Raw genomic sequence first — 17,508 nt, 5'->3', positions numbered from 1 at the left:
GCGGTGGCTCGAGACCGTGTAACGATCGGAGTTCATGCCATCGTTCACGGCAATCATAACGGGTAATGGCGGACAAGCCGTGCTCGCCTGGAACGTCGCCCAGACCAGCACGGCTTGTCCACCTGTCACCGAAGCTCAGGTCGCCTGGTTGGACGACACAGGCTTGGCCGTCACGTCGAAACGATCGGCGTTCATTACCTTGACCCATGCCTTGACGAAGTCGCGAACGAACTTCTGCTCGTGACCGTTCTCGGCATAGACTTCGGCCGTCGCGCGCAGCTGCGAGTTCGAGCCGAAGACGAGATCGGTACGGGTCGCCTGCCACTTCTTCTCGCGACCGCCACGATCGTAGCCGATGAACTTCTCGTCGCTCGACGTGTCGACCAGATCCCAGAACGTGTCGTTGTCGAGCAGGTTGACGAAGAAGTCGTTGGTCAGCTGCCCCGGACGCGTGGTGAGTACGCCCTCAGGCGCACCGCCGAAGTTCGCACCGAGTACGCGCAGGCCACCGACCAGCACGGTCATTTCCGGCGCGGACAGGCCGAGCAGCGAAGCCTTGTCGAGCAACAACTCCTCGGTCTTCACCGGGTGACGCGTCTTCAGGTAGTTGCGGAAGCCATCGGCCTGCGGCTCCATCCACACGAAGCTCTCGACATCGGTCCACTCCTGCGTCGCATCGCCGCGGCCGCCAAGGAACGGCACCGATACGTCGTGGCCGGCATCGCGCGCCGCCTTCTCGACCGCTGCCGAACCGGCCAGCACGATCGCGTCGGCCAGCGACATGTCGCCGCGCAGCTCGTTGAGCTTGGCCAGGACCTTGCTCAGCTGCTCGGGCTCGTTGACCGGCCAGTCCTTCTGCGGCGCGAGCGCGATGCGCGCACCGTTCGCACCACCGCGGTGGTCCGACCGGCGATAGCTCGATGCCGATGCCCAGGCGGTCTTGACCAGCTGGCCGATCGTCAGCCCGCTCGACAGCACGGCATCCTTGAACGCTGCAACGTCGGCGTCCGACGGCGCGGTGCCCTCAGGAACCGGATCCTGCCAGATCAGCGTCTCTTCCGGAACCTCAGGCCCGAGATACCGAACCCGCGGACCCATGTCGCGGTGCGTCAGCTTGAACCAGGCGCGCGCGAACGCGTCGTCGAGCGCCGACTGATCATCGCGGAAACGCAGCGCGATCTCGCGGAACTCGGGGTCCATCTTTAGCGCCATGTCGGCGGTGGTCATCATCGTCGGCACGCGCTTGTTGGGGTCGCGTGCGTCGGGTGCCATGTCCTCCGGTGCCGGGTTGACCGGCTGCCACTGCTTTGCGCCGGCCGGGCTCTCGGTCAACTCATAGTCGTACTTGAACAGCAGGCGCAGGTAATCGCCGGTCCACTTGGTCGGGTTGTTCGACCATGCGCCCTCGATGCCCGAGGTCGTGATGTGGCCCTGGCCGATCTCCTCGCTGTCGGTCAGCCAGCCGAGACCTTGCATGTGCACGGATTCCGAAGACGGAGCCTTGAAATGCGGGGCAGGCTTGGCGCCATGCGATTTGCCGAACGCGTGGCCGCCAGCGGTCAGCGCGACGGTTTCCTCGGAGTTCATCGCCATCCGCAGGAACGTCGCCTTCATGTCGCGTGCCGACAGGAGCGGGTTCGGATCACCGCCCGGACCTTCCGGATTGACGTAGATCAGACCCATCTGGATCGCGGCCAGCGGCCCCTCGAGCTCGGGCATGTCCTCGCTGATGCGCGTCTGCGCACCCTCGTTGACCCACAGCTCTTCGGCGCCCCAGAACGTGTCGCCCTCGGAGGCGAAGACGTCCTTGCGGCCGCCTGCGAAACCGAAGATCGGTCCGCCCATGCTTTGGATCGCGACGTTGCCGGCGAGGATGAACAGATCGGCCCAGCTGATGTTCTTGCCGTACTTCTGCTTCAGCGGCCACAACAGGCGACGGGCCTTGTCGAGGTTGCCGTTGTCCGGCCACGAGTTGAGCGGCTCGAAGCGCTGCTGACCCGACGACGACCCACCACGGCCATCGGTTACGCGGTAGGTGCCGGCGGCGTGCCACGCCATGCGGATCATGAACGGGCCGTAGTGACCATAATCGGCAGGCCACCAGGACTTGCTGTCGGTCATCAGCGCGGTCAGGTCAGCCTTGAGCGCGGCATAGTCGAGCTGCTGGAACGACTCGGCATAGTCGAACTCTTCGCCCATCGGGTCGGGGGAGACGCCGTGCTGGTGCAGCATGTCGATCGGCAGCGCATCCGGCCACCAATCCTTGTTCGTGCGACCGAGCAGCGAGCGGGCCTTGACCTCGCCGCCGCCGTTGGGGCCCATTGGGCAACCGCTGCTCTTGGGCTGTTCGTAATCGGCCATCTTGGCGTCCTCTCTCGATGAGTATCCCGTGCTTGGACCTAAGATGCAGGATTTGATGGACATTTGTCCAATCGATTATTCGGGCAGGATAGATCACGACAGTCGATCACCGATCGGCTGATGGCGAGCTTATCGGTCGTTGTCGTGCGGCAGACTGTTCTGGATCGCCCAAGCGAAGAACGGACTGACGCGTGCGCGTAAGCTGCTCGATATGAGCGAAAGAAGAATTCGACGGGCACGACCAGTGTCAGCGTTGCGCCCGCCTTTTCCGGTGGCGGTTTGGGTAGGGGCTGGGCGCGCTTCGGAAGCGAAACGGCCTCTCGATCTTGCGTGGTGTCGGCGTGCGAATAGCTCGGGTTGATGTAGACGCCGATGCCGTCGCGATCGGGCGCACTGTAATAGGCGGCGACGTCATAGCCGCCGCGGGTCTTGGACGAGCGGTTGTACGCCGCCTGGAAATGCCAGCTATTGGCGAGATCATGATCTACTGGCGGGTAACGACGCTGACCGATTGCGGCGTGTCGCGGATCGACAATGCAAGCCCGGTGGCCGAACTCATCCGGCGCGTCGTGTAGGACCCGCTGCCCTCGCGCGCGATCGCGTCGAGGTCCCTGGCACTGGTCTTCGGCATGGGCGAGCAACCCCTGCAGGCACGATCATGTGTCCGACGCGTCCTGCTAGAGTAGATGCGAGCCGTTCCCAAGAAGGTGACGGCCGCATATCATACGCCGGATCTCAATGCGGCGCGTCTCGGTGGCCATTCGGTCGGCCTTCACAGCGAACAGACGATTTCTATCGTCGCAGGGGTGCCCGTTACCGAGCGGTTCCACGTGCGTGACACGGTAACCTTCGCGCCCTTGTCGAACGTCAGGACGGTTTGCTGGCTGCCGCCTTGCGGGGACGCGCCTCCGGTAATGATGCCCGACACGGGGTGCTGGTTCAGCGGACACGGTACGCCATCGGAAACGAGCAGGGGCCGGATCGACCGATAGAAGCTTGCCACCTGCTTGGGCTTCATTCGGACGGGAACATCTCCAACGGCCCAAGCCGAGGTAGAGCCAACCAGCGCTACGATCGACAGGGCGACAAGAACGTTGCGCTGCATTGTTTTGAGCTCCGATCGTCAGGCACATGTGGCATTCTGCATGCCGATGGACGGCTCGGTATATATGATGAGGAGCAGATGCATCGATATCTTGATGCTCGATGCGACCTCAACGCCGTCCACGAAGCGTCTCGCGTATCGGTTTTGCGAACTCAGCGGTCGGCGACGAGCGCATTATCGCGAACGCTGTAAGCGCGCTGAAACCCCGGTCGAAACAGGTCGGCACCGTACCAGTCGATCACGGGCTGTTCGATGACGACGCTTTTCCCCGCAACGTTACCGCTGCGTCCCAGGCGCGGGATGGCGGGGAAGGGGTAGATCGTGCGTCTGGCCCGGACGGTGGCCGCAGGGCTGGGGAGCGGTAACTGCTTCCCCGACTGGTCGGCCCCCGGCAACCCGCCCCGGGGACCTTTGGCAAGGTCGGCCACTTTGTCGGCGGTCAGCTGCGCCGGCGCATGACCAGCTTCGACCCATGCCATCAGCGGAGTCAGCGTATCGACCTGCGCAAAGCCATCGCCACCGCCGCAATGGCCCGTGCCGGGAAGCATGAACAATCGCAGCGTGGCATCTGCGGATCGCGCGCCCATCAACTGCTGCACCGCTTTGTAATACGCGATCGATGTCATCGGGGAAATCGAGGTGTCCGACCAGCCATGCCACAAGATCATCCGCCCACCGTGCTGCGCGAAGGGACGCAGATCTGGATTGGTGGCATCGTTCAGTCCGTGCAGCTTCGTCACCTCGGCAAAGGTCCTGGCATCGAACGAGAAGTCGTCGACCATTGCACTGGGGGCAGGCGATTGCGGGAAGATCATGTAGCGCCGCATCGCTGCGCCGAGCATCGCGCTCATCGACCGATCGGTCGCGCTGGCAGGAATAAAGTCCCATTGCAGCTCGGATCCGGGCTGCGGACCGCCAACAAGAAAGCTGCGACCATCCGGCGCGCGTGGGCCGTCATAGATGCGACGGACGATCGCCGCTTCGCCCGCGGTCAGGCAGGCATCGGTAGCAGTGGCGCCGGGTTTGCACGCAACCCAATCGGTATCCACCCGGCAGGCGCGGGGATCCGACAGCAGCCCGTCCTTCAGCCCATCCATCGTATCGCAATGCGCCAGCACCGCAGCATGAAGCACCGGTATCTTGGCGGCGAGCAGGATTGGTTTGCCCGCTGCGTCGAGGTTCGCCGACGCCATCCATGCATGGTAGAAGCTGTTTTGTACCTGGAAGTTCATTGCAGGCGCGCCTGCGGACACGCCGTCGAAATCGTCGGGGTAGCGTTGCGCTTCCATCAGTCCTTCGCGCCCGCCGTCCGAGCAACCGGTGAAGTAGGCGTAGCGTTGCTGTCGGCCGTAGAAGACGCGGATCAGCGACTTGGCGACGAGCGCCGTGACGTGGTTGCCGCGATAGGCGAAATCGATACGTTTTTCAGGATCGGTGGCGAAGCTGCCCATTGGGCCGCCCTCTAGTACTTTTGCGCCCATGTCGTTGGCGGCAACGACGAATTCGCCGTTCAGCGCAGGCGCGCAGCCGCTGGCGTTGTCGATCGCGACGTTGACGTTCCCGCAAAGGCCGCCGCAGCCGACCTGTACATAGCGCTGCGTCCATTTGGTCAGCGGCAAATGAACCTGGAAATTGATCGCCGAGCTGGGCGCGGGGGCGATCGTGCCGCGGACTTCGCAGAATTGTCCGGCGGTGGTCGTGGTAACGGTTGCGGCGGCAATCGTTACCTTGCCCGTATCCATGGTCGACACATTCAAATTGGCCAGCGATACGCAGCTGCGTTGGGCACGCACCGGATGATTGGCTCAGCGTGGGCGACGAGCTCTTCCTCGAGAAGGTCGTTGCACCGCGCCGGCGTGAACCGCATCCCCATCTTCACGCCCTTGGTGATGCCGTCGCACGCCGTCGGCACCTTCACGATGTCGAGATACGCATCGAGGTACTGCTTGCCCGCGACGTGCTGGACGGTAACGGTCTGGTCGGCGTTGACCGTAGCCTTCACCTGCCGGCCGCTCTCTTCCTTTGGCACGAGGACGAACAGCGCCGCGGCTGCGGCGACCGACCCGATCACACCGGCGAGGGTCTTCTTGCCGGGTCGCACGGTCGTCGTCTGTGTCTTGGCGTTAGGCGGGGCCATTGGCTGCCTCCTCGATCTTTGCTGCGGCCTTGGGCTGCGGGACGAAGCGCGCGATCAGCGTGCCGAGGAACAGCAGGACCGGAACGGCCTTGCCGATGTTCTCGGGCACCATCGCCTGCACCTCTACTGGCATTGCATTCCACGCCTGCAACAGCGCGTCGGGCGTCAGCGCTGCCCAGCCCATCAGCACCACGCCGAACGCGGACAGCCGAACGGACCAGAGGCGCCAGGCTTGGCGCCAACCGTCGATCAGTTTCATCGATGTACTCCTTGGGTAGGCGACAGCCGGTCGCCAGCGGGGTTAACTCTTCCGGCGCAATCGGAAGGCGCGACGGCTTTGAGCGCGGCGCAACTTGGCGCTGTCGACTGAGGCCTCGGCGCTGATAAGGGGGTTGACCGGCGTGAAGGAGAACCCGTTCAAGGGCATGGGGCTGTCCAGCACGGCCGCTAAGGGCAATCGCGAGACCAGCCGTGCAGAGTACAACCTCTATCGCGAGACAGCGCGTAAGATGGGCTTCCAGTCGATGGCCACCGCCGCCGCCCTGTGCTTCGAATGCTGCCAGCGCGTCTGGGACGCGTTCGGCTTCGAGGATCCGGACGGTAAGGAGCACCGCGGCATTGAATGGGCAGGGTATCGGCCGGGCGAAGAAATCAGCCTGGTACAGTCCAAGACTGGCAACCCGGTCACATTGCCGCTGTCGATCGTTGTGACCGGCGAGGACGGCAAACCTGAGACAGTTTTACTCTACCCCGAGTTGGAGGAAGAGCTCTCTCGATCGCGCGCAATGGTCGGCGCTGCTGCCACCGTAATCGTTATCGAAGAGCGTAACGGCAAGAAATACACTGAGCGTCGTATGTCGACGATCAACCGCAAGATTTGCGAGGAGGCTGGCCTTCCGAAGACGATGACGTTCACCGGGTTTCGGCATGGCGGTATTACGGAGATAGGTGACGCAGGCGAAGACGACGTCCGAGCGGTGTCTGGGCACAAAACCTTAGCCATCACCCGCATTTACAATAAGGCTAGCGCCGAGAAAGCCCGCCGAATTGGAGCGGCGCGGCGTGAGCATATCACGGCGCTGGGCGCCTTAGACCGCTGAGCGCTTCGCGCCGTTTTAGTGCCGGCTTTCCCCGAGATCGTTCAACAGTGGCTCCATCTCATCTTCGGTAAGCGGCCATGCCGGTATTGCCCGACGCCCCCTGCGCATTATGTCTAAATACGCCAGAAGTACCGAAGGTTGAGAAAAGAGTGGGTTCCGCCTAGCAACGCGTTCTTTGATTCGGTCCACTAAGAACGGTTTTTCGTCGAGCATTCTTGCGGCGCGGTCGAGATAGTCGTCCCCTGCTGATTTCTCATAAGCCTCAAGGAGCAGCCCCTCCAGCAAGCTGGGGCTGGGTTCTAGGCCGGTCGACGACCTGTAAATCGCTGATAGCGAATTTGTTATCTCACGAACCGCATTCACGGCCGCCGCCACTTGGTTTGAAACCTTCTCGAAATAGTCGTTGGTCGCCTCGAGGAGTGCCATAGCTTTGGCTGCGTCGCGCTGCATCGTTGGGGTGGCTTGGATCTGCGGCTTGTAGATAGTGTCATGGGTCAACTCGCTATAGGCGTGCTGCAGAATCGTCTTAATCTGCACCTCGCATGGCGTGTCCGCTAGAATTTTGACGCCCTGGTATTCAATCGATGAACTAGGCCGGACGACGAAATGTACGGCTGCATAGTCAAAGGCGATAGGGTTCCTTTTTTGTTCCGCCTCATAGTCACGATCCTTGGACTTTGTCCAGCCCGGGACGCTTTCTAGAGCATCGACTACTTTTGCGATGTCGCTGCCCAACAACACGACGAATCGGGTACCGACTTTATCCGTGATGTCCGTGTAGGGGTCGTGATAGCCCTTATTGCGATAGAAGGCCTTCTCCAGCAGTTTTTGATCTGCCTTTGCGCGAGGGGCAGAATGAGCCTTCAGAAAATAATCGACGGCATCTGGCGCAACTCGAGGCTCCAGCGCTGCCTTCACCGTATCGGTGATGCAGTTCCCCCATGCCTCATACGAGGAACGCTCAGCGTCCCAGCGGGCAAGAAATTGCTCGTCGCGGCTCAATCTTGGCTCTGGATCATGCCGCGAACAGTGATCTGCGTCCATCGTGCTCCATCGTCACCTTCGACCTCGCTTACATCCACGAGTTCGCGAATGGCTTCAGGCGGACCAGACAGTTGAATGCTGTTGGGAAATCGAAACCGGCGCAGCCGAAGGGATCCCGCAATCTCGCTGAGATCCTTTCCAATCGCGCGTATGGGAAACCGCTCGCGCGCCATATGTTCGCGATACTCATCTCGAAGTTCCGGCTCTAGGAAACGATCCGCGAACTGGCCTACCTGGATAGTCGGAGTTTGATCGACTTTCAGATAGCTGTACAGGCTGTTGTAAAGGTCTACTCGGCGTTCTTGATCAACGGGAGCACTGTTGATGTAGTCCCGAGTTTTCTGCCAGAACTGCTTGACGCGCTGCGCGTTGTTCTCGGGGATGTCGAGGCCCAGAAAAACGCTGTGAAAGTACGTAGCGGCGCCATCACGTTGAGCACTGGTCAACTGGCTATCATAGACCGTTGCGGCCCATCCCTCGGGCATCGGGGGGATCCCCGCAGCCTCAGCAACAAACAGGCCAATTTTATACAACTTCGTCTTGGGGCTGAGGAAAAGGCTGTCGACGAACGTGGCTTGGAGATTGGCGCCCCGGAGAAACCCCTCGTGCAACTCGGCTTTCATGATACCGAAGAATCGCGTTGCTGGATGTCCTACTGTGCCGTCAAACACGACAACCAAGCCTCCAGGGATCTGACGCGATACCTGAGCAGCGGCCAGAAGATCGGCCACCGCACGGGATTGGGCAACAAATTCGGGAGCTTCCATTGCTACTAATTCGGCGCCCACAGCGCTGACACTGCCTGGCGCTGCTCGCGCTATGGTCATCTCCATACACTGCGCATCTGCCCTGAATGCAGCCAATACGCGGCTAGTGAAAGCTGCACGCCCGCGGTCATCCAACTCTAGAAGACCGGCCCCGTACGATGGCACGGCGACCGTACGTTCCTCCGTGCGCTTATATACCTCATGTAGACAAACGCGACGGATCACCAAATTCTCAAGAATCATATGCTCTCCCCAGCGGGCAAAGGGCATCAATTCCTATCGCGTGTCGAGCGGAGATCGGTCCAATTTTGTCGGAATGCCCTGTCGGAACATGTCGGGAGAACAAAGCTCCGCCACCGAGAAAATCGTTTGTTTTCAAGGTGGAGGATGGTGGACGCACTTGGGCTCGAACCAAGGACCCGCTGATTAAGAGTCAGCTGCTCTACCAACTGAGCTATGCGTCCATTCCGGGGCGGTTTTGAGTGGCGCCCTGGTGTGGCGCCCCGCTGCTGGAGGCGCGCTGTTAGCAGACTCATCGGGGGCCGCAACCCCCTTTTCGTCGATCGGAGTCCGTTTTCGTCGATCGCGCCGCTTTTTCGCGAAATAAGTCGGTTTTTCGCCCTACCAGCCGACCGTCTTGCGGTTCTGGCGGTCGATCGACATCAAAATGCCGAGGCACAGCAGCACCGTCATCTGCGCCGAGCTGCCGAAGCTCACCAGCGGCAGCGGGATGCCGACGACGGGGGCGAGGCCCATCACCATCATCAGGTTGATCGCGACGTAGAAGAAGATCGTTGTCGACAGCCCGGCGGCGGTCAGCCGGCCGAAGCGGGTCTGCGCGCGCTGGCCGACCTCGATCCCCCAGCGGATCACCAGCAGGAACGCGAGGATCAGCAGGCAGCCGCCGACCAGGCCCCATTCCTCCGCCATCGTCGCGAAGACGAAATCGGTATGCCCCTCGGGGAGGTAGTCGAGATGGCTCTGCGTGCCCTGGAGGAAGCCCTTGCCCCAGATCCCGCCCGAGCCGATCGCGATCTTCGACTGGCTGATGTGATAGCCGGTGCCGAGCGGGTCGCTTTCGGGATCGAGGAAGATCAGGATGCGGTTGCGCTGGTAATCGTGCAACGCGAAGTTGATCGCGAGCGGGATCGCCACCGCAGCGGTGATCGCGCCGCCGACGAACAGGCGCAGCGGTATGCCTGCGAGGAACATCACCGTCGCGCCACCCGCGCAGATCATCAGCGCGGTGCCGAGATCAGGCTGCTTCATGACGATCGCGGCGGGGACGCCGATCAGCAGCGCCGCGGGCCAGACCGCGCTGAACCGTCGCGTCTCGCCGGGCGGGAGCATGTCGTAGAATTTGGCGCAGGCGAGCACGATCGCGGGCTTCATGAACTCGGACGGCTGCAGGCGGATGAAACCGAGGTCGAGCCAGCGCTGCGACCCGCCCGAGACCTTGCCGAGGATCTCGACCGCGATCAGCGATACGACGATCAGCGCATAGGTCGGCAGCGAGCCCGCCTTCCACGTCCGCTCGGGGACGTAGGACAAGGCGATCGCACCGGCGAGCAGGACGAAGAAGCGGATGCCCTGCGACAGCGCCCAGGGCTTGAGCGAGCCGCCGGCCGCGGAATACAGCACGACCTGGCCGAAACAGCCGATCGCGACCACCAGCAGGAGGACGCGCCACGGCAGCTTGGCGAGCGGTTCGGGGACGATACGGTTCATCGCTGACGCTCGGTACGGTTCACGGCTGGCGGTCCCTTGAATCATCTTCGGCGACCGTAGCGCCCGGTGCCGTCAGCGCTTCCTGCGTGGCGTTGGCCATGTCGGTGGCGTTGGCGACCGCAGGTGCGTCGCTGGGCACGATCGCGTCGGTCTTGGTGGCGATCGCAGCGGGCGGCGCGGACTGTGCCTTGCGGTAGGCTTCCGCGGTCGCCGCCATGCGCGTGCGGATATCGCCGCCCCAGGTCGGTTCGACTTCGGCGAGCGACTTCAGCGCACGCTCGCGGTCGAGCATGTAGGTCATGATGTCACGGCCGATCATCGGCGTGTCGAGATTGCGCACCGTGTGGCCGTTATGCTCGAGCACGACCGCGAGTGCGTACCGCGGATTATCCGCGGGAGCGAAACCGATGAAGAGCGCATGGTCGCGCATCTTGAACGGCAGCTGCCCGTTCTTGAGCACGCCCGAGCGCCGTTCCGCCATCGTGATGCGGCGGACCTGCGCGGTGCCGGTCTTGCCCGCGATCGCGACGCCGGGGATCAGCAGTTTCGCCGCGCCGCCGGTGCCGCCCTGGTTGATCACGCCGAACATCGCGTCGCGGACTCGCGCGAGATGCTCGGAATCGATCGCGAGGGCAGGGGAGTCGCGGTGGACATGGCTGGCAAGGATGCTCGGCTGCAACGCGCGCCCCGAGGCGAGCCGCGCGGCCATCACCGCGAGCTGCAACGGGTTGGCCAGCACATAGCCCTGGCCGATCGACGCATTCAGCGAATCCGCGACGGTCCAGTCATGCTTGTACTTCTTCAGCTTCCACGCCGGATCGGGCACCGTGCCGTAGCGCTGCGTCGAGAAGGGCAGGTCGAACTTCTGGCCGAGCCCGAGCGTGCGCGCGATCGGCGCGATCGCATTGTAGCCGACCCGCCGCGCCATCTCGTAGAAATAGATGTCGCAGCTCTGCATGATCGCGTTCTTGAGATCGAGCGGACCGTGGCCGCTTTTCTTGTGGCAATGGAACACGCTGGTCCCGAGCCGCATCGCTCCCGAGCAATTGACGCGCGTCGACGGATCGACGCCCGCATTCATCAGCGCAAGGCCGTTCATCGGCTTGACCGTCGAGCCCGGCGGATACAGCCCCTGCGTGACCTTGTTCATCAGCGGCACGTGATCGTCGTCGCTCAGCATCTGCCATTCGAGATGGCTGATCCCATCCGAAAAGCTGTTCGGATCATAGGCCGGCATCGACACCATCGCGAGCATCTCGCCGGTGCGGGTGTCGAGCACGACCACCGAGCCGGAGTTGGTGCCGAGGCGCCGCGCGGCGTATTCCTGAAGCCCCGCGTCGATCGTCAGCCGTGCGGTCTTGCCGGGGACGTCGGGCTTGGTGGCGAGCTCGGCGACCAGCTTGCCGCGTGCGGTGACTTCCACGCGCTTGGCGCCGGCGACGCCGCGCAGTTCGGCCTCCAGCATCTTCTCGAGCCCGTCCTTGCCGAGCTTGAAGCCGGGCGTGACGAGCAGCGGGTCGCGCGTCTTCTTGTACTGCTCGGCGTTGGGTACGCCGACATAGCCGGTCAGATGCGCGACCGCGGCGCCTGCCGGATAGCTGCGTGCAAAGCCGCGAGTGGGCGCGACGCCGGGCAGTTCGGGCAGGCGGACGCTGACCGCGGCGAACCGCTCCCAGTCGAGATTCTCCGCGACCTGGACGGGCTGGAACCCGGCGGCATGTTCGAGATCGATCGCGATCCGCTCGACTTCCTCGGGCGGCAACTGGAGAATGCGGCCGAGCAGCGGCAGCACGCGGTCCTTGTCGCGGAGGCGGTCGGGGATGATGTCGACGCGGAAATCGGTGCGGTTGTTGGCGATCGGCACGCCGTGGCGGTCGACGATCCAGCCCCGGCGCGGCGGCAACAGCGTCATGTTGACGCGGTTGCTCTCCGACATTTGCGTGTAGCGTTCGTTCTGCGCGATCGACAGCCATGCCATCCGCCCGGCGAGCAGCAATCCCACGCCGCCCTGCGCCGCGCCCAGCATCCAGGCGCGGCGCGAGAAGCTGTAGGCCTGCGACATCTCGGTGACGATCCGCGGTGTATTCCTCACTCGGCACCGCGCTTGTTCTGAATCGCGGCGACGATGCGGGCCGCCAGCGGGAACATGAGGATCGTGACCGCGATCTGCGCGATCAGGATGGTGTCGACATGCGCGCCGACCGGCACCGCGATGAAGCGCCCGACCAGGATGCACGCCGCGATCAGCCCGCCGGCGATCAGCCAGTCCTGCCAATAATCGCGAAACGCTAAACGCTGCTCGATCATGTCGATCGCGACGAACGCGAGCGACCACATCAGCACGGCGCTGCCAAGCGGCTGGCCGCTGACTAGGTCGTCGAAGAAGCCGAGCGGCGCGGCGGCCCAGGGCTTGAACGCGAACCGCGCGAGCAGCCGCCACGCGAGCAGCATGACGAACCCGAACGGGGGGAGGAGGGGGATCGTCGCGACGACCGGGATGATCGTGACCAGCGACCCGGCCATGACCGTCGCCCAGGGGATCGCGCGCGACCGACCCGCGGGGATCTTGGTCTCGAACGGCTTGTAGTCGACGCTGTCCATCAGGCGGGGCGGCATCATTGCTGCGTCACCGGGCGAGGCGGGGGCACGGGCATGAACATCCGCTCGACCAGCGCGAAGTCGAGCGTGTCGGGATCGGCGAAGGCGCGCGCCATCACCGAGTCCGACCCCGCCTTGGTCACGCGGGCGACAGGCACGCCCGGCGCGTAGATCCCGCCGGTACCGGTCGTCACGAACAGGTCGCCCGCATTGAAGCGCACGTTGGTGGCGTTGACCGAGCGGATGTCGATCATCCCGTCGCCGCGCCCCGCCGCGATCGCAGGCATGCCGTCGCGTGTGCGGCGCACGGGGACGATGCTGTCGCCGTCGCTCAGCAAAAGGATGCGCGCCGCGTTGGGGCCGGTCTCGACCACGCGACCGATCAGGCCGTCGGGACCGCGCACCGGCATGCCGGGCAGCACGCCGTTCCAGCGACCCGCATTGAGCAGCGCATAGCGCCGCCCGCTCGACGCACTCGAACTCACCAGCCGTGCGGTGACGACCGGCGCGGTCGAGCGTTCGCGGATCGCGAGCAGACTGCGCAACCGGCGATTGTCATACGCGATCGTCCGCGCGCGCATCAGCAGCGCCCGCGTCCGCTCGCGATCGGCGCGGAGTGCGACGTTCTCCTGCTTCACGAAGAAGTAATTGCCGATCGCATCGGGGATCCCCGAGATCGAAGAGCCGACCGTGGCGAGCCCCGTCGACACCGGCGTCGTCACCCCCGCGACGCCCATCCGCAGCGCGGAAAAGGCGGGCGGATTGAACATCGACGCGACGAGCAGCACCAAGCCCACCACCGCTCCAGCGACGGCGAGCACATAGCCCATGAACACACTATATTGCCGACGCCGGGAAAACCCCGTGCGCCGGTCGCGGGCTGGCGCCATGCGCCTGTCCCCCTGTCTCGGGCGCCGCCGAAGCGCAGGGGGACCTACCCCCGCGACTCGGACGACGCGATTTCGCGTCCGCGTGTCTTAAAGCAAAAACAATCTCTTAGCCGCTCATCAGCACGCCGCGGAACAACGGATCCTCGAGCGCGCGGCCGGTGCCGAGCGCGACGCAGGTCAGCGGGTCCTCGGCGACCGTCACCGGCAGCCCGGTCTCGTCGCGCAACACCTCGTCCAGCCCCTGGAGCAGCGCGCCGCCGCCGGTCAGCACGATGCCCTGGTCGACGATATCTGCGGCCAGTTCCGGCGCGGTGTTCTCGAGCGCGACGCGGACGCCCTCGACGATCGTCGCGACCGGCTCGCTCAGCGCTTCGGCGATCTGGCCTTGGTTGATCTGGATCTCCTTGGGCACGCCGTTGACGAGATCGCGGCCCTTGATCTGGATGATCATGCCGATGCCGTCGACCGGCGGCTTGGCGATCCCGACTTCCTTCTTGATCCGCTCCGCGGTCGCTTCGCCGATCAACAGGTTATGGTTGCGGCGCACATACGAGACGATCGCCTCGTCCATCTTGTCGCCGCCGACGCGTACCGAGGTGGTGTAGGCGAGGCCACGCAGCGACAGCACCGCGACTTCGGTCGTGCCGCCGCCAATGTCGACGACCATCGAACCGATCGGCTCGGTCACCGGCATGTCCGCGCCGATCGCCGCCGCCATCGGCTCCTCGATCAGCCACACCTGCGACGCGCCCGCGTTCGACGCGGCATCGCGGATCGCGCGGCGCTCGACCTTGGTGGAGCCCGACGGCACGCAGATCACGATCTCGGGCCAGCGCGCGAACTTGCGCGGACCGTGGACCTTCTGGATGAAATACTTGATCATCTGCTCGGCGACGTCGATGTCCGCGATCACGCCGTCGCGCAAAGGCCGGATCGCCTCGATGTTGCCCGGCGTCTTGCCCATCATCATCTTGGCGTCGTCGCCGACCGCCTTGACGCGCTTGATGCCGTTGATCGTCTCGACCGCGACCACCGACGGCTCGTTCAGGACGATGCCGCGGCCACGGACGTAGACGACGGTGTTCGCGGTGCCGAGGTCGATCGCCATGTCGTGCGACATGAACTTGAAGAAACGCGAGTAGAAGGCCATTCAATCAGGGTCCCGTAATCCTTGGCCGCCGGACGGGCAGCCCATCGCACAAAAATCTCGCGTGGCCCGCCGGTGTTTAACTCACCGGGTGCTTGCGTTTGCGGGTCGCGGGATGCCGTCGCTTGGTCTAGACGCAAACCCATGTCAATACGGCGTCTCCCCGAGCATCTGGTCAATCGTATCGCCGCCGGTGAAGTGGTGGAAAGACCCGCCAGCGCGTTGAAGGAGTTAGTCGAAAACGCCATCGACGCGGGGGCAGGACGCATAGCGATTCTCCTCGTTGAGGGCGGGACTTCGCGGATCGAGGTGGCCGACGATGGCTGCGGGATGACTCCCGCCGACATGGCCTTAGCGCTCGAACGGCACGCGACCTCGAAGCTGCCCGACGAGTTTATCGAATCGGTCGTGACGCTCGGTTTTCGCGGCGAGGCGTTGCCCTCGATCGCGAGCGTCGCAAGGCTGACGATCGAAAGCCGGATCCGCGGCGCCGAAGGCTGGGCGCGGACCGTCGACAATGGCCGCGTCGAGCGCGAAGGCCCCGCAGCCCTCCCGCCCGGCACGCGCGTCGTCGTCGAGGACCTGTTCGCGCGCGTCCCCGCCCGCCGCAAGTTCCTCCGCTCCCCGCGCGCCGAATACGCCGCGTGCCTCGACGTCGTCCGCCGGCTCGCGATGGCGCGGCCCGACATCGGCTTCACGCTGGAGCATGACGGGCGGCGCGCGCTGTCGGCGATGCAGGTCGAGGACCGGCCGGGCAGGGTGGCGACGCTCACCGATCGTGCGCTCGCCGACAATTCGGTCGCGATCGACCTGGAGCGCGAAGGTCTGGTGCTGGGCGGCGTCGCCAGCCTCCCCACTTACAATCGCGGCATCGCCGATCACCAGTATCTCTTCGTCAACGGACGGCCCGTGAAGGACCGCCTGTTGATGGGCGCGATCCGCGGCGCCTACGCCGAGATGCTCCCGCGCGATCGCCACGCCGTCGTCGCGCTGTTCCTCGACATCCCCACCGATCAGGTCGACGTCAACGTCCACCCCGCCAAGACCGAAGTCCGCTTCCGCGACCCGGCGATGGTAAGAGGCCTCATAGTCTCGGGCCTCCGCCGCGCCCTCGACGCCGCAGGCCACCGCAGCCAGCGCGCCAGCGAGTCCGCCCTTTCGATGTGGCAACCGGAAAACATCTCCTCTCCCTCCGGGGGAGAGGAAGGGGCCCGTCCGCAAAGCGGATGGGAAGGTGAGGGCACGCCCCAAAGGCTCCCACTCGAAAACAGAAGCTACGGCGCGGTAAACGACTCTCGCCCAACCTTCTTCGCGTCACCCCCGCAGGCGCGCGCAGAACCCTCCTGGACACCCCCACCCCAAACCGCGGCCTTCCCGATGGGCGTAGCGCGCGGCCAAGTCGCGAAGACCTACATAGTAGCCGAAGCCGAGGACGGCCTCGTCCTCGTCGACCAGCACGCCGCCCACGAACGCCTCGTCCTCGAACGCATGCGCGCGGCCCTGATCGGCGGCACCATCGCGAGCCAGGCGCTCCTTATCCCAGAAGTTGTCGAACTCGACGAATCCGCCTGCGACCGCCTCGAATCCCGTGCCGAGGAACTGTCCGAGTTCGGCCTCGACCTCGAACGGTTCGGCCCCCACGCCATGCTCGTCCGCGCCACCCCAGCCTTGCTCGGCCAAAGCGACCCCAAAGGCCTGGTCACAGACCTGGCCGACGAACTCGCCGCCTTCGACGAAGCGCTCTCCCTAAAGGAGCGCCTCGACGCGGTAGCCGGCACGATGGCCTGTCACGGCTCCGTCCGCGCCGGTCGCATCCTGTCGGTCATCGAAATGAACGCGCTCCTCCGCGAAATGGAAGTCACGCCGCACTCGGGCCAATGCAACCACGGCCGCCCCACCTGGGTGAAGATCAGCCTCTCCGATGTGGAAAAACTCTTTGGCCGCAAATAGGTGGCAAGCCAGTCTGGCGCGCACCTGCTGACATGAGTCGCGGGCGTCGTTGGGCCACGCGATCCTGAAACTTCTGGCGTCACATCCAGCCGATGCGGCGAGGGACGCGTCTCGGATCGCGGAGGGTCTCACGCAGGATACGCTCATCGCCACGTCCACACGTCGCAGCGAGCGAAAGAGCCATGTCAGCCGGCGAGAAGGTTTGGTGGGCCCGGCAGGAATCGAACCCGCAACCTAGCCGTTATGAGCGGCCAGCTCTAACCGTTGAGCTACAGGCCCCACCAGCGCCTGCGTTAGCGCAAGCATCTGCAAAGCAAAAGACACAAAGAAAAAGGGCGCCCCCGAAGGAACGCCCTTTCCGACACTAATACTCTATCGAGCGCGAACGCCCGACAGGGTCTTAGTTCATGTTGTCGGTCTTCTCGTCGGCAGCGTCACGGACGTTGTCGGCAGCTGCGTTCATGTTGTCGGCAGCGTTCTCGAGCACGTCGGTAGCGACTGCGTTCGAGGTGTTGTCCGCCAGCGCGTCCATGTTGTCAGCCTGCATTTCCATGTTGTCAGCCAGCATGTCCGCGTTGTTCTCGACTGCGGCTGCTTCTGGCGACTTGCTGCATGCTGCGACGGACATCAGGCCGGCGGCAGCAGCGATCAGAACGATCTTCTTCATTCGAATGCTCCCAA

Annotated in this window: 16 protein-coding genes and 2 tRNA genes; 2 read left to right on the top strand and 16 right to left on the bottom strand. The window is 64.1% G+C overall.

Translation table 11 applies throughout. The features are described from left to right. Positions 1-135: 135 nt before the first annotated feature. From katG to C8J45_RS13505, 6 genes are all read right to left on the bottom strand, one after another. The gene (katG, locus tag C8J45_RS13530) at positions 136-2,361 is read right to left on the bottom strand and encodes a catalase/peroxidase HPI (protein WP_107963670.1); all 2,226 of its coding nucleotides are present in this window, start codon (positions 2,359-2,361) and stop codon (positions 136-138) included. A gap of 484 nt (positions 2,362-2,845) precedes the next feature. Continuing rightward, on the bottom strand, positions 2,846-2,992 hold the full coding sequence (locus tag C8J45_RS19280) for a hypothetical protein (protein WP_181321227.1): 147 nt from the start codon (positions 2,990-2,992) through the stop codon (positions 2,846-2,848). Between the two features lie 141 nt (positions 2,993-3,133). Next, positions 3,134-3,379, bottom strand: coding sequence for a hypothetical protein (locus C8J45_RS13520; RefSeq protein ID WP_107963669.1), 246 nt, complete (start codon positions 3,377-3,379; stop codon positions 3,134-3,136). A gap of 239 nt (positions 3,380-3,618) precedes the next feature. Beyond that, positions 3,619-5,208, bottom strand: a complete 1,590-nt coding sequence (locus C8J45_RS13515) for a tannase/feruloyl esterase family alpha/beta hydrolase (protein WP_107963668.1) — start codon at positions 5,206-5,208, stop codon at positions 3,619-3,621. Positions 5,209-5,219: 11 nt separating this feature from the next. After that, positions 5,220-5,603: a glycoside hydrolase family protein gene (locus tag C8J45_RS13510; protein ID WP_107963667.1), complete on the bottom strand. Its 384-nt coding sequence runs from the start codon at positions 5,601-5,603 to the stop codon at positions 5,220-5,222. Then, positions 5,590-5,862, bottom strand: a complete 273-nt coding sequence (locus C8J45_RS13505; protein WP_107963666.1) for a hypothetical protein — start codon at positions 5,860-5,862, stop codon at positions 5,590-5,592. Before C8J45_RS13505 ends, C8J45_RS13510 begins: the two co-directional genes overlap by 14 nt. Positions 5,863-5,956: 94 nt before the next feature. On the opposite strand from C8J45_RS13505, the gene C8J45_RS13500 reads away from it, so the two are divergent. After that, complete coding sequence (locus C8J45_RS13500) at positions 5,957-6,703, top strand: tyrosine-type recombinase/integrase (protein ID WP_258191449.1); 747 nt, start codon at positions 5,957-5,959, stop codon at positions 6,701-6,703. Between the two features lie 15 nt (positions 6,704-6,718). Here the strand turns inward: C8J45_RS13500 and C8J45_RS13495 are convergent, their stop codons facing one another. From C8J45_RS13495 to C8J45_RS13460, 8 genes are all read right to left on the bottom strand, one after another. Further along, entirely contained in the window at positions 6,719-7,747 is a 1,029-nt protein-coding gene (locus C8J45_RS13495; RefSeq protein WP_219907375.1) for a GTP pyrophosphokinase family protein, read from the bottom strand. After that, complete coding sequence (locus C8J45_RS13490) at positions 7,702-8,580, bottom strand: nucleoid-associated protein (RefSeq protein WP_219907374.1); 879 nt, start codon at positions 8,578-8,580, stop codon at positions 7,702-7,704. Before C8J45_RS13490 ends, C8J45_RS13495 begins: the two co-directional genes overlap by 46 nt. A 322-nt stretch (positions 8,581-8,902) precedes the next feature. Then, positions 8,903-8,978: transfer RNA gene (locus tag C8J45_RS13485), tRNA-Lys, on the bottom strand. A 157-nt stretch (positions 8,979-9,135) separates the two neighbouring features. Continuing rightward, positions 9,136-10,242 (bottom strand): rod shape-determining protein RodA, encoded by a 1,107-nt coding sequence (gene rodA / locus C8J45_RS13480; RefSeq protein WP_107963663.1) that lies wholly within the window; start codon positions 10,240-10,242, stop codon positions 9,136-9,138. 19 nt (positions 10,243-10,261) lie between these two features. Next, complete coding sequence (mrdA, locus tag C8J45_RS13475) at positions 10,262-12,304, bottom strand: penicillin-binding protein 2 (RefSeq protein ID WP_181321225.1); 2,043 nt, start codon at positions 12,302-12,304, stop codon at positions 10,262-10,264. 26 nt (positions 12,305-12,330) lie between these two features. Next, a complete protein-coding gene (mreD, locus tag C8J45_RS13470; protein WP_308811351.1) occupies positions 12,331-12,861 on the bottom strand; it encodes a rod shape-determining protein MreD in 531 nt (176 codons plus the stop codon). Beyond that, the gene (gene mreC, locus C8J45_RS13465) at positions 12,858-13,730 is read right to left on the bottom strand and encodes a rod shape-determining protein MreC (RefSeq protein ID WP_107963661.1); all 873 of its coding nucleotides are present in this window, start codon (positions 13,728-13,730) and stop codon (positions 12,858-12,860) included. Before mreC ends, mreD begins: the two co-directional genes overlap by 4 nt. A 106-nt stretch (positions 13,731-13,836) precedes the next feature. Then, positions 13,837-14,880, bottom strand: coding sequence for a rod shape-determining protein (locus C8J45_RS13460; RefSeq protein ID WP_055878614.1), 1,044 nt, complete (start codon positions 14,878-14,880; stop codon positions 13,837-13,839). 141 nt (positions 14,881-15,021) lie between these two features. Here C8J45_RS13460 and mutL point away from each other — a divergent pair, with 141 nt between their 5' ends. Further along, on the top strand, positions 15,022-16,827 hold the full coding sequence (mutL, locus tag C8J45_RS13455; RefSeq protein ID WP_107963660.1) for a DNA mismatch repair endonuclease MutL: 1,806 nt from the start codon (positions 15,022-15,024) through the stop codon (positions 16,825-16,827). A gap of 203 nt (positions 16,828-17,030) precedes the next feature. Here mutL and C8J45_RS13450 read toward each other — a convergent pair. Both C8J45_RS13450 and C8J45_RS13445 read right to left on the bottom strand, forming a co-directional pair. After that, positions 17,031-17,106, bottom strand: a tRNA-Ile gene (locus C8J45_RS13450). 121 nt (positions 17,107-17,227) lie between these two features. Beyond that, on the bottom strand, positions 17,228-17,494 hold the full coding sequence (locus tag C8J45_RS13445; RefSeq protein WP_107963659.1) for a hypothetical protein: 267 nt from the start codon (positions 17,492-17,494) through the stop codon (positions 17,228-17,230). Between the last annotated feature and the right edge of the window lie 14 nt (positions 17,495-17,508).

It is taken from the genome of Sphingomonas sp. PP-CE-3G-477, from assembly GCF_003050745.1.
Classification (GTDB): domain Bacteria; phylum Pseudomonadota; class Alphaproteobacteria; order Sphingomonadales; family Sphingomonadaceae; genus Sphingomonas.
This window is presented reverse-complemented; position numbering and strand designations above follow the sequence as displayed.

Coding starts and splice junctions, on each gene's coding strand:
- mreC (WP_107963661.1), bottom strand. CDS start 13,730: ATGGCGCCAGCCCGCGACCGGCGCACGGGGTTTTCCCGGCGTCGGCAA.
- C8J45_RS19280 (WP_181321227.1), bottom strand. CDS start 2,992: ATGCCGAAGACCAGTGCCAGGGACCTCGACGCGATCGCGCGCGAGGGC.
- rodA (WP_107963663.1), bottom strand. CDS start 10,242: ATGAACCGTATCGTCCCCGAACCGCTCGCCAAGCTGCCGTGGCGCGTC.
- C8J45_RS13510 (WP_107963667.1), bottom strand. CDS start 5,603: ATGGCCCCGCCTAACGCCAAGACACAGACGACGACCGTGCGACCCGGC.
- mreD (WP_308811351.1), bottom strand. CDS start 12,861: ATGATGCCGCCCCGCCTGATGGACAGCGTCGACTACAAGCCGTTCGAG.
- C8J45_RS13495 (WP_219907375.1), bottom strand. CDS start 7,747: ATGGACGCAGATCACTGTTCGCGGCATGATCCAGAGCCAAGATTGAGC.
- C8J45_RS13490 (WP_219907374.1), bottom strand. CDS start 8,580: ATGGAGATGACCATAGCGCGAGCAGCGCCAGGCAGTGTCAGCGCTGTG.
- C8J45_RS13445 (WP_107963659.1), bottom strand. CDS start 17,494: ATGAAGAAGATCGTTCTGATCGCTGCTGCCGCCGGCCTGATGTCCGTC.
- katG (WP_107963670.1), bottom strand. CDS start 2,361: ATGGCCGATTACGAACAGCCCAAGAGCAGCGGTTGCCCAATGGGCCCC.
- mrdA (WP_181321225.1), bottom strand. CDS start 12,304: ATGTCGCAGGCCTACAGCTTCTCGCGCCGCGCCTGGATGCTGGGCGCG.
- C8J45_RS13515 (WP_107963668.1), bottom strand. CDS start 5,208: ATGGATACGGGCAAGGTAACGATTGCCGCCGCAACCGTTACCACGACC.
- C8J45_RS13520 (WP_107963669.1), bottom strand. CDS start 3,379: ATGAAGCCCAAGCAGGTGGCAAGCTTCTATCGGTCGATCCGGCCCCTG.
- C8J45_RS13505 (WP_107963666.1), bottom strand. CDS start 5,862: ATGAAACTGATCGACGGTTGGCGCCAAGCCTGGCGCCTCTGGTCCGTT.
- C8J45_RS13460 (WP_055878614.1), bottom strand. CDS start 14,880: ATGGCCTTCTACTCGCGTTTCTTCAAGTTCATGTCGCACGACATGGCG.
- mutL (WP_107963660.1), top strand. CDS start 15,022: ATGTCAATACGGCGTCTCCCCGAGCATCTGGTCAATCGTATCGCCGCC.